The 12,586-nt window shown below is 51.3% G+C and carries 7 protein-coding genes; 4 read left to right on the plus strand and 3 right to left on the minus strand.

Features of this window, described 5'->3' with window-relative positions; translation table 11 throughout:
• Positions 1 to 41: 41 nt before the first annotated feature.
• Both C4F51_RS15250 and C4F51_RS15255 read right to left on the minus strand, forming a co-directional pair.
• Positions 42 to 1,937 carry a glycoside hydrolase family 97 protein gene (locus tag C4F51_RS15250; protein WP_193911247.1) on the minus strand — a complete coding sequence of 632 codons (1,896 nt, stop codon included), beginning with the start codon at positions 1,935 to 1,937 and terminating at the stop codon, positions 42 to 44.
• A 149-nt stretch (positions 1,938 to 2,086) separates the two neighbouring features.
• A complete protein-coding gene (locus tag C4F51_RS15255; RefSeq protein ID WP_202987701.1) occupies positions 2,087 to 4,945 on the minus strand; it encodes a TonB-dependent receptor in 2,859 nt (952 codons plus the stop codon).
• 395 nt (positions 4,946 to 5,340) lie between these two features.
• On the opposite strand from C4F51_RS15255, the gene C4F51_RS15260 reads away from it, so the two are divergent.
• From C4F51_RS15260 to C4F51_RS15275, 4 genes are all read left to right on the plus strand, one after another.
• A complete protein-coding gene (locus tag C4F51_RS15260) occupies positions 5,341 to 6,453 on the plus strand; it encodes a LacI family DNA-binding transcriptional regulator (RefSeq protein WP_193911249.1) in 1,113 nt (370 codons plus the stop codon).
• 357 nt (positions 6,454 to 6,810) lie between these two features.
• Entirely contained in the window at positions 6,811 to 8,028 is a 1,218-nt protein-coding gene (locus C4F51_RS15265) for a glycoside hydrolase family 88 protein (protein WP_193911251.1), read from the plus strand.
• Positions 8,028 to 8,936 carry an ROK family protein gene (locus tag C4F51_RS15270; RefSeq protein ID WP_193911253.1) on the plus strand — a complete coding sequence of 303 codons (909 nt, stop codon included), beginning with the start codon at positions 8,028 to 8,030 and terminating at the stop codon, positions 8,934 to 8,936. The genes C4F51_RS15265 and C4F51_RS15270 overlap by 1 nt, the downstream gene beginning before the upstream one ends.
• A gap of 417 nt (positions 8,937 to 9,353) precedes the next feature.
• Complete coding sequence (locus C4F51_RS15275) at positions 9,354 to 11,288, plus strand: TonB-dependent siderophore receptor (protein WP_328701435.1); 1,935 nt, start codon at positions 9,354 to 9,356, stop codon at positions 11,286 to 11,288.
• Here C4F51_RS15275 and C4F51_RS15280 read toward each other — a convergent pair.
• A complete protein-coding gene (locus tag C4F51_RS15280; protein WP_193911257.1) occupies positions 11,282 to 12,583 on the minus strand; it encodes a molybdopterin molybdotransferase MoeA in 1,302 nt (433 codons plus the stop codon). The genes C4F51_RS15275 and C4F51_RS15280 overlap by 7 nt on opposite strands.
• Positions 12,584 to 12,586: the final 3 nt, after the last annotated feature.

Here is a 12,586-nt window from a genome sequence, read left to right on the forward strand (position 1 = left end):
CCTTTATCAGCCGCGAGCGTCCTTGCTGTACGCGAGATCAATTATTGTTTTGCGATATGAATAGCAATGCCGCCAGATGCCTGCAAGTCAAAGTTTTCAACAGATTCGCGGGTTACCACCAGGTCTTTGATAGAGACTTTTGTTTTGCTGGTAGAAGTGGGGTCATCATAGTAAACGCGTGCATTGTAGCGACCACCAGCGTCAAGAAAATCAAAGTTGACACTAATGCTGCGCTTGTCGTTATTGGTAATGGCACCGAGGAACCAGTCATCGCCGGAGCGGCGAGCGGTGACAATATGCTCACTGATGTTGCCAGACAGGATGCGGGTATCATCCCATACGGTGGGCACTTTGGCGAAAAATTCGATTTCCTTTTCGCCGGTGTAGTCACTGGCTTTGTCATACCAGAAGAGGGTTTGCAACGGACTGTACATCACCACCGCCAAGGCCAATTGGTGGGCATGGGTGGTTTTAATGCGATCCGAGTAATAGCAAATGGTGTAATCGCCCATGCCCGCCAGCCCGCGTGTAAATGGCAAGGTGGCATTGTGGGTGGCATCCGGCATTTCTTCGTTACCGCGAATACCTTCTACCGTTACCACGTTGGGCCAGGTACGCTGTTCGCCGGTAAAACGGAACTCATCGTGAATGTTTACCATCAACTGATTTTCTGCCGCACGCTTGATGGAGTCATAGAGCCAGGCAGTCCAGCGGTGTGCGCCTACTTGTACGAATCCGTACTTAACGCCGACTACGCCCCATTCTTTATAGATGGGAAATATTTCTGCATCCTGTTTCAACAATGCCTGCTGATTGACGTACAGCCAGATGCCCACGCCTTTGGATTTTCCGTATTCAATGATACGTTGCATATCCAGATCAATCGCCACTTTGCCCGCATCGGATTCAAAGGTGAATGCCGGACCGTACCACTTCCAATCAAACAACAAATATTGCAGATTGTGTTGCGCCGCAAAATCAATCCAGGCGAATGCGCCTTCGTTGGTCAGTGACATATCCCGAACAATTTTTCCCGGTTTAATCCAGGAGGTATCGGCAATACGCGATGCCTCATTCAGGTTGAGCAAAATATCATTATTTTCAATCAGCGCAGCAGCGCTGTCTGCCACCATCACCACGCGCCATGGCGTGCCAGTGCCGGTAATCAAATCCACCGGGTCATGCATGCGGGTTATTACGGTATTCTTCCGTTCGGCCAATGCAAATTTGGTGCGTACATAGTCGGTCACGTTTGCCTCTGCCAGCGCAGCAAACAAGCCGTTCGGTAACTCCAGTACTAACGGGCGCTCGCTGGTCGTTGGCCAGTCTTTCAGTGGCAAACGGCTGTCCGGCCCTTGCGCCCAGGGAGTGAACCAGGCCATGGTTTTTTCCGGCAAGGTGAATTCGGTATTCTCGGCCATTACCCGGTAATAAATGCCGGTGGGGTTGTCAGGGAAAAAATAACGAAAGGCAATGCCTTCGTCGTAAGCACGCACATCAAGGTGCATGGTGTAGGCATCGTTGGTTTGATGCACGAAGGCAACTTGCATGGCATTGTAATGGTCTTGCACGTTGCTGCGTTCACCGTACACCGGCTGCCAGGTATTTTTATGGTTACTTCTTTTTACTTCCCCCATAGCGAGGCCAGCAAACCAGTCGCCCTGCGGGGTGTTTTTAATGGCCAGCGCCCATTCGGATAAATGGTTGTCCAGATCCATATGTAAAGCGGATTTTTCAATCACCGCTTTTTTATCTTTTTGTACACGATAATGCAGAGACGCTTTACCTTTTTCCGTCTGGCTGTAATACAAGGTTATTTGAAGCTTGCCGTCTGGCGATACCAGCACTTCTTCGGTGTTTTTTGTAGCCGCCTGCGCCTGGCTGGAGCAGAACAGCAACACCAGTAAAGATAAAAATGTTGTTATCGTTTTTTTCATCAGACTATGCCTTTGTTAATGCCGGCCTGTTAATGGCAGGTTGCTCGAATAACAACCCTTTGCGTCAAACCGGTATGAACGACTATAAAAACGAGGCATCCGAAGATGCCTCCAACGGGATCTACCCATGCTAAAAGCTGAACACTCAATTAAAAGCTTGCGCTGATGCCTACCGAGAAATTGCGTCCATTGACGTAATACTGGTTCTGGAAGCCGGTAGTTACTGCACCCGGCTCACCCACATAACGTGAAGGTGCGCTGTCGGTCAGGTTGGATGCCGTCAAGGTCAGTTTATAGTTATCAGAAAGATCGTAATTAACCGATGCATCCAATACGCCGTAAGCTTTTATGTAGCGCCCCACCGCCGGTGTTGCCGCAACGCCGAACAGAATAAAGTCAGAGCGCCAGGTGTAAACCACACGCGCCGACAAACCGCCATTCTCATACATACCGGCAACGCTGTAGCTGTCATCGGATTGGAAAGCCTGCGGCACGTTGACGATACGCCCTTCACGCAAGATCGGGTTTTCGGTTTTTACGTGCGTGTAAGAACCGGACACACCAAAGTTGCTCCAGATACCCGGCAAGAAATCAAAGAAGGTTTGTGCAGACAGCTCAACACCACGCGCATAACCGGATTCGGAGTTCATCTGACGGCTGATCATGTACTGGCCACCGGAGCAGTAGTTATCAATCACCCCGGTATAAGCCGGTGCAATGGACACCGTCTCACATGATTCTACCGAATTGATAAAACCATCAATATCTTTATTAAAAACAGCGATGGCGGCGTAACTGGTCGGGCTGAAATAACGCTCAAGAGAGATGTCATAACTGTCTGCTTCGAGCGGTTTCAGGTTAGGGTTACCGGCGCCGCCTTTACCGGTGGTCTGGTCAACCGAAATGGTCGGGCTGATGGCACCCAGGTTCGGACGGGTAATGCCCTTGCTGTAGCCGAAGCGCAGCAACAGATCGTCCTGCAAATCAATGGTAATGTTCAGCGATGGCAACACATCCACATTGGACGTTGAAGCATTTTGCGCAACAATTTGTGAGGTTCCCCCGGAAGCGTCGATCACCATTGCGCGCGTAGATACATCGGCGTCAATCACCCGCACGCCGATATTACCGCGCACACGCTCGTTCTCTGTCGCAAACTCACCCATCACGTAAGCGGCAAGCGTATCTTCCTGTGCCCAGCGGCGTGATGTGACGTTCTCGGCAAGGCTGCCATTTGCCTGAATACCCGCCAGCGGGAAACTGTCACGCACAGCGCTGCCGTGTAATACCGAAGGCTTCACCACCAGATAACCACCGGCGAAATCGGTTTTATTTCTCACCCAGTCACGCGGTGCCAATTCGGTCAGCTGCGCAAAATCGGCAGCGGAAATAGCATTGGACTGATCGGCACGCAGCGGTAAGCCATCGGTAGTTAACGCACGACCGCCGTAACTGTAGTTGTGATAATTGGATTCTTGCGTAGCAAAACGTGCACCAAACAATAACGCATTAAAGAAACCATCCAGCTTGTATTCAAAGTCGGTTTGAATCGCATAACCGCTATCATCGAATACCTGATTGGTGCCGTTACCGTAATCAAAGAATACAAAGTTACCGGCATCGGCAACGCTCGGCCCGGCAATACTGATGTTATGAGGCGAGCCTTTTAAATTGCGGGTAATGTCCCAGGTATTGCCGGCTTTCGGGCGCAGGGTAACGCTGCGGTTATCCTGGGTTTGATCGGCTTTTACATAAGAAATATCAGTTTTTACATTTAACCGGTCACTCACATTCCAGTCAAAACCGGTTGCTACCAACCAGGTTTCGTAAGGACGATCTTCCTTACCGGATTGGGCATTGAATGTGGAATCCAGAAAAGTGCCGGAAGTCAGTGCGTGTTGTGCCAGCACTTCGTTTTCACCGCCGTTGGCATTACGGTCAACCCAGGCTTCGGTGGTGTCAAACAATTCTGTTTGCAAATCCTGCACGGTGCGGCTGTCGCTCATGATCAGGAAACGGTAGTCCTGTTCGTATTTGTAGTAGTTGTAGTTACCTTCAACGTACAACTCAAAATCATCGTGCGGCGCCCATTGCACAGCGGTATTAAAACCGCGGCGGTCACGTTTGATATCTTCCTGAAACACGTGCGCGTTTTGCGAGGTTGTGGCAATCAAATCACTCGGGTTATCACCCGCTTTCGCATCCACCAAACGCCAGATATCGGTGCGCCCGGCGTAACTCTGGTCAGCAGCGGACAAGCCGGCGTACTCGGCAGAGTCAGCACGCACCGCACGTCTCAGGCTGGCGCCGGTGTTGCTTGGGGTAGAGTCGGAACGGTTATGGCTTTTTTGTTGCGTACCGGCAAACAGGAAGCCCAACTCGCCACCACCTTCAAGATCCCAGCGCTCGGAATACAAGCCGAACACTTCCGGTTTTACTTCGCCAACAAAATCGTTGTAACGCGCGGTTGCTGAACCACTGATCACGCGCTCGTCGAGATCAAACGGGCGGCGGGTGCGGATGTTGATCAAACCACCAATGCCACCTTCAACATGTTTGGCGCTGGGGTTTTTGAAAACGTCGATACCGGCAATCATGCCAGGAATCGCGCTTTCAATATTGAATTCGCGGCCACCGGCGGTGAAATAGGTTCTGCCATTCAAACGGGATGCCGTTTGCCCGGACAAACCGCGCACCGTCAAACCGCTGCCTTCGCCCACGGGCGACGCACCTTCACCACCGTAGCGATAACCTTGAACACCGGGAATACGGGTCAACGTTTCTGCTACGTTAGGATCGGGCAACTTGCCCACATCTTCAGCGGTAATGGATTCAACCACTTCGCCGGAATTACGTTTGATAGCAGCCGATGTTTCCAGGCTGCTACGAATGCCCGACACAACCACTTCTTCAATAGCACCGTTTTGCGCGAGAACAACCGGAGAGAGACTGGTGACGGCACCGGCCGCTGCCAAAGCAACAACCAGCTTGTTAAGTTTGATTTTCATTATTTCCACCCTTTTATTAGCTTTATCCAGGATTTGGAAGACACCTGTGGTGCGATAGAGAAACCTTCATGAAGCACACAAAATTGATGGTATCGATAACAAAACAACATCGCAAGCCTTTTATGTGAATTTTTAACGGCTTAAAACGTCCTTATAGCCACCAACCGGCAGAAACGCCGCCTTGCTGACAAGCCGGTAACAAACAGACTAAGATAACGATACCAAAGGTAACTCCTTTTTACGGAAAAACCGCCATAACACCCGCTCTTATTCACTGGTCGTCACAGCGGTCTGGCAGAGGAGTACACTTGGCGCTATCCTTCCGAACACAGCAGTCCCGACTCACCCTACCGACACCCGAAAACTATTGCCGGTGACGCCAGAAACAGACACGAATGAAAGACAAAAACAGCAATTCCAAAACATCCACCACCCTTTCAGCAACCGATGCGCTGCACGACACACGGCAATCCGCCACCGTGCATGACGTGGCCGAACTGGCCGGTGTTTCTTCGATGACAGTTTCCCGGGTGGTCAACGGATCGGCGTCGGTCAGCGACAAAATGCGCAAGCGTGTTGAAGAAGCCATTCGTCAGCTCAACTATATTCCCAACCTTGCCGCACGCGCCGCACGCAGTGGCCAGCGCCGTATTGGAATTATTTTCAGCAACCCCAAGTCATCCAACCTGGGCGATTTTTTAATGGGCGCCTTCAGTGCCAGCAGCACGCTCGGTTGTCAGCTTTTAATTGAACCCTTGCTGGCTCATCCGCAACCAATTGATGCCTTGAAAAAATTGATCGAACTCGGTGCCCAGGGCGTAATTTTACCGCCGCCAATTTGCGACTCGCAGGAAGCACAACAAATGGCACGGCGCTACGATATTTTGCCGCTCAGCTTCGCGTCCGGCAGCCCACGGCTGCACTCGCCAGCGGTGTTGATTGACGATTTTGCCGGCGCCCGCGCTATGACCAATTACCTGCAAAGCCTTGGTCATACCAAAATTGCTTTTGTAAAAGGCGACCCGCGCCACTCCCCGGCCAACAACCGCGCCGAAGGTTTTCTTGCAGCTATGGCAGAAGCCAATCTGGAAGTACCACCGGAGTGGATGCCGGAAGGCGATTTCAGTTACCGGCGCGGCCTTGAGCTGGGCAAACAATTACTGGACGTTCCGAAAAGAAAACGCCCCACCGCTATTTTTGCCTGCAACGACGAAATGGCTACTGGAATTCTTGCTGTGACGCACGGGCTTGGCTTGAAGGTACCGCAAGATGTCAGCGTGGCAGGTTTTGATGACACAGCGATGGCAACCGCGGTGTGGCCGCAACTGACTACCATTCACCAACCGCTCACCGATATGGCGCGCGCCGCTGTAACCATGCTTGATGATATTTTAAAAACCACACCGCACACCGCTGAACACGATGGCGTGGTTAGACATTTTGTTGCGCCTTACAAATTAATGAAACGCGACTCAACGGGGCCGGTTAGTAAAGCACCTGCTGGCTGACGAGTTACTGCGATAGACTTGGCGCGACGAGTTATTCCGTCCGTTTGTCAGGAGGGTACAGGTTCCAAAAACGCATAAATACATCCTTGTAGCTCCCTCGAGTCATCCCTGACTCGACGGTTTTGGAACCTGTACCCTCCTGACAAACTCGCATTGAGCCAATCTGAAATACCCAACACGCCGAAACTTCCAACAAATTCTCTTACCTGCTTTCGTTTATTTTTCCGCACTTTTTAAACTTGATTGCAAAAGGTACTTGCAGATAACAAGCCCTGTTGTTATCGTTAACAAAAGCGCATGGATTTGCCCTCCTGCGAATTGATAACTCAATCAGGCAAGCATTTTCGGAGTCCCCCAATGCCCTCGACAAATCCGCATGCAGATCATCTGCTGGAAACTGGCAGAGAACCCATTTCCCACCCCGAGCAATTTACCGCACTGGATGGTCTCACGCCGGCATTGCTGGCAGATGCAAAAGGCCGGGCGCTGGCGCGGTTGCAAAAGGGGCTGGCTATTTTTGGTGATCGCTTTCCGGCGCCCTCATCAGAAAATGGGGAATACCCGGCCATTGATAATATCGAGTGGACCAATGGTTTCTGGACCGGGCAATTGTGGCTGGCTTATGAAATGTCCGGCAATGCAGTATTCCGAGAAGCCGCCGAAAAGCAGGTGCAATCGTTTGCCGAGCGCATCGACCAACGCATTGTCGTAGACCATCACGATTTGGGGTTTTTATATTCGCTGTCCTGTGTTGCCGCCTGGAAAATTACCGGCAATACCCTCGCAAGAAGTGCCGCGCTGAAAGCAGCCGAGTGTTTATACGAACGCTACTTGCCCAGCGCCGAAATTGTACAAGCCTGGGGCAACCTCAACGACCCGGAAGAAGCCGGACGGATGATTATTGATTGCAACCTGAATTTGCCGCTACTGTATTGGGCCAGTGAAGAAACCGGCAATCAGCGCTTTCGCAATGCAGCCAACAAGCATATTGAAAAAGCCATGCGCTATTTGATCCGTCCGGATGCATCCACCTTTCACACTTTTTTTATGGATGTAAAAACCGGTGCAGCGCGCAAAGGTACAACGCATCAGGGCTTTTCCGATTCCTCCTGTTGGGCGCGTGGCCAGGCCTGGGGTATCAGCGGTTTCCCTCTGGTTTACCGTTATTATCGCAACCCGCAATTGATTGCGCAGTCAGCGCGACTGACCAATTATTTTCTCAATCGCCTGCCAACCGATCTGGTTTGTTATTGGGACCTGGTATTTACCGAAGGTGATGAACCGAGAGATTCTTCCGCCGCCGCGATTGCCGTGTGTGGAATGCTGGAATTATTACGCCATTTACCCTTGCTTGATCCGGACCGACAAACCTGGCAGGCCGCAGCGGGCGCAATAATGAGCCAACTGATCAAACACTACGCCGCAAATAGCGAAGACAGCGGCAGCGGTTTGCTAAAGCACGGCGTTTACCATAAACCGAAAAATATCGGCGTCGATGAATATTGCATCTGGGGAGATTATTTCTACCTCGAAGCGCTTCTGCGCTTTGAACAGGTGTGGGAGTCTTACTGGTAATGCGTATCGGAATTGATTTTGGCGGCACAAAAATTGAAGCAGCGGCCATTGATAATAATGGCAATTTTTGCGCACGGGTGCGCACCGACACACCGGACAGTTATGAAAAAGCCATCACCAGTGTACGCGACCTGGTAAAAGATATTGAAAAGCAATTAAAGCTGAGCGCCAGTGTTGGCGTTTGTATGCCGGGCTCAATCAGCCCGCATACCGGAAAAATTCGCAACTCCAACAAATTGTATTTGAATAACAGCGACTTTAATAAAGATCTCGAAAATGCGCTGGGGCGCTCGGTTAAATTCGCGAACGATGCCAATTGCTTTGCCTTATCTGAAGCTTACGATGGGGCTGGCGCTGGTAAAAATATTGTCTGCGGGATTATTCTCGGCACCGGTTGCGGGGGCGGTATTGTTATTAATTCCCGCCTTGTTGAAGGCAGCCAGGGCATTGCCGGCGAATGGGGGCACAACCCGCTGCCATGGGCCAACTCCGGCGAGCAAAATGCCCCCGGCTGTTATTGCGGCCAGGAAGGTTGTCTGGAGCAATGGATTTCCGGCACAGCGTTAACTCGCTGTTTTCGCGAACGCACCGGTCGCAGCGAATCCGGCGCGACGATTGCGGCGCTTGCCCAATCAGGTGATACCGCCGCTATCTATGAAATTTCTGCCTTGATTAACCGAACCGGTCGCGCCATCGCATCTATTTGCAATGTGGTTGATCCGGACGTGGTAGTCATTGGCGGCGGGCTGTCCAATATTCCCATGCTCTACCACGAGCTACCGAAGGTTATTGAAAAACATATCTTCGCAGATTCGTGGCATGGAAAAGTCGCTCCCCCTTATTGGGGAGATTCATCAGGCGTACGAGGGGCTGCTCGCCTGTGGCCCAGCGGCAAAGATATTCGCTAGCAATCACCCCTCGGGCTGACAGCACCCGATAATTCACTTTCCTCTTCATCACTTCATCACTTCATCACTTCATCGGGCAGGCACAGGTTTTTTATTGACCTCAACTGCCCTCCATCTCAAAGCAGCCGCAACACCTTATTTATTTAACAATTCACCCCGCCATAATAATGTTATAACATAACAACACACAACAATATTAGACTTGGGGAACACACAAAATTGAACAAAAACCAAACATCCGCCCGTCGGTTATTCAAGATCACACAACTGCGCCTGCCATTAGCACTTGTAGTGAGTGGCCTGTGCGGCGCTCCAGGCTGGGCTGCAGAAGTCACTTTGCCAAAGGTCAGTGTTACTGCCGCCACAGATGGTGATAGTTACGCTCCGGAAACCACTACCGCCGGCAGCAAAACAGCAGTGAAGTGGCTGGAACAGCCTCGCTCGGTTACAGTCATTAACCGGCGCCGAATGAACGAAGAAAACTTGCACACCCTTGGTGATGTACTGCAACAGGTAACCGGCACCACCGTCACGCCCTTTGATGGCGCCAATCCTGATTATCAGGCGCGCGGATACAGCCTCGAAATTACCTACGATGGTGTGCCCTCAGGCAATGGCGGTAGCGGCACGCAGGAATTTGATATGGCAATTTACGAAAGTATTGAGGTACTTCGTGGCCCCAATGGCGTTTATCAAGGCACGGGGCAGCCAGGAGGCAGTATTAATTTCGTTCGCAAACGGGGCACTGAAACCTTCGCGCTATCCGGAGGTGCCAGTGCAGGCTCCTGGAATAACTGGCGAGGTGATATTGATATCGGAGGGCCGATCAGTGATTCAGGAAATGTTCGAGGTCGTGCGGTAGCAACCTGGCAAGACCGCGGGTTTTATTATGACAAGGGCGACGAGGAAAAGTGGCTTGGTTATGCCACACTGGATTTTGATCTGAGCAAACAAACTACCCTATCGATTGGCATCACACATCAGCAAGATGATTTTCACTCGCCCTCCATGGGATTACCCGCATTCAATACCGGTGGATTTCTCCGGGTCCCCCGCTCGACACATGTTTACCCATCCTGGAATTTTTTTTCCTGGGAGACCCGGGAATATTTCGCAGAGCTGGAACACCGCATGGAAAACGGCTGGATCATTCGGGCCAAAGGACTGGACAGAGAGCAGGATAAATTTTTCAAGGACGCCTATCCCGCACCGCAGGTGGGTGTTGATCCGGAAAGTTTCACAACGGACTACGCCGCACGAAAAAATCATGGCATGACCAATCGCACGGCAATGGATCTTTATGCTGCAGGCCCGCTAACACTCTGGAACAGAGTTCATCAAGTTACGCTGGGATACAATCGCGAAAAACGTGACTATGCCGGAAGATCTGTGACATTCCCATTGATTAAAAATGTTTCCATTTTTGATCCTGACAGCATTATTGAGCCAGATGGACCTTATCTGCGCGGTAACGCCAACGTGTTTGAACAAAGTGGTTATTACACTCAGGCGCGTCTTTCCGTTACAGATCCGCTGACATTGATTCTCGGCGGGCGCCTCAGTGACATGTCCAATAAAAGCCGCAATGTGGCGCCTTCACAGGAAACTGCCTTCAGTACCAGTACAGAAGAAAGTGAACACTTCACTCCCTACGTGGCTGCAGTTTGGCAAACGACGCCTGACATTTCAATTTACGGCAGTTTTTCAGATATTTTCATTCCGCAATTTATGCGGGATCAACAAAATCGCCTTCTGAAGCCCAGAGAAGGAGAGCAGTATGAGCTGGGTATTAAAGCGCGCTTGTTGAATGAAAAACTAAATGTCTCTTTTGCCTATTTTGATGTACGCGACCTTAACAGAGCAATGCCGACGCTCACACCCAATGTGTATGCGGCAGCCGGTGAAGTGCGCGTGGATGGTTTTGAACTGGAACTTTCCGGAAGCCCTCTAGCCGGTTTGAATATATCTGTCGGTTATACCTATCAGGATACTCGCTATCACAAACACCAATCCATGCAGGATGAATGGTTTTCATTGTTCGAGCCGCGCGAGTCTCTCAAACTTTATACACGCTATGAACCGGCCAGCCTTGCAGGCTTTTTTATCGGCGGTGGTATTCAAGCCAGAAGCGCCATCATTGGCACGGGAGAAAAAGGTATACGCGAACAAGGCGGTGTTGCCATTTTCAATGCTCACGCCGGGTACCATGTGGGTAGAGATACCACATTGACACTTTCAGTTAACAATCTTTTCGACCATAGCTGGTACGCAAGAACCGGAGGGCTTAATACTTATAACACCTACGGCGAACCCCGGCAGTTTACCTTGGGCGTTCGAACCACGTTTCAATAAGCCTGGAACAGGTTGGTAATCTGGCAAAAAACGCGCATTCCTGCCGATAAACTTTCATCGGCAGGAATGCGCACCAGGCAGTTGGTTTGGAATAGATTTCCCAGCATATGGGATTGCTGATTGCCGGGGTTACTCACCACGATTTCGCCGTTAACAAAGGTATACACCATGCGTAAAAGGCGCTCGCGCTTGTCTGCTTTTATCGGTGCCTGTAATCGCGCCGGAAACCATTGCGGCAAGTGGCTCACGCCCTGTAACGCATTAAGCAATATTTTTCCGTAGACTTGCATCGTCACATAAACCGCCGCCGGATTGCCGGGCAAACCCAGCAGGTAGCAATTATTTTGCTCGTTACTGCCGGTGTCCTTACCAACAGTTTCATTGGCAATACAGCGGGCAAAAAATAACGGTTTGCCGGGCTTTTGGTCTACTTTCCAAAACACCTGCTCAAAACCGGATGTCTTTGCCGCCGCCCGGATAAAGTCATAATCCCCTACGGACACACCACCGGTGCTGATCACCAGATCATAATTTGCTTTGAGTTGCGCCAGGGTTTGCGCAACCGTGTCCATACAGTCTTCAACATAAAAGCGCTCGCAAGCGATGCCGTGTTGTTGAAACCACGCCGACAGCAAAGGGCCATTGGCATCGTGTATTTTTCCGTCATCTACCGAATCGGCAGCTTGCCCCCGGCTGGACACTTCATCACCGGTAATCAGCAGCGCAACACGCGGCAAGCGATAAACAGCCACCTGGGACACACCCGCCATGGCGAGTGCAGCAATAGCACCGGCGTTTAAATACTGACCGGCTTGCGCCAGCAAACTGCCCTTGCGACATTCTTCACCGGCATCGCGAATATCCCGGTGCGGCTCCAACGCTGCCAGCAATTCAATACCGGATGACGAAACCCGCTGAACAATTTCCTGACGGGCAACGGTGGTGGTGCCGGGTGGAATTTTTCCGCCGGTAAAAATACGCACGGCATGCTGCGGTTGCAGTACCCGGTCAACGACCTGTCCGGCTCTGATCTCGCCCGACAATGTAAAGCGGCTACCGGCAGGTGCAGAACCGTTGATGCGCAACGCATAACCATCCACCGCACTTTGCGAAAAAGCCGGCAAATCCACGGCGGCAAATGTGTCACTCGCCAGCGTTCGCTGACAGGCTTGTGCAACCGGAATGCGTTCAACCGCTAACGGCGTTACCGAGGTTGACAGTAACGCCATTGCGGTGTCGATGGAGATCAGCCCGGGTTCAGAGCCGCAATCGGTTACAAGAGTTTGCTTTACCATGGA

The sequence above is a fragment of the Cellvibrio polysaccharolyticus genome (assembly GCF_015182315.1).
Taxonomy (GTDB): domain Bacteria; phylum Pseudomonadota; class Gammaproteobacteria; order Pseudomonadales; family Cellvibrionaceae; genus Cellvibrio; species Cellvibrio polysaccharolyticus.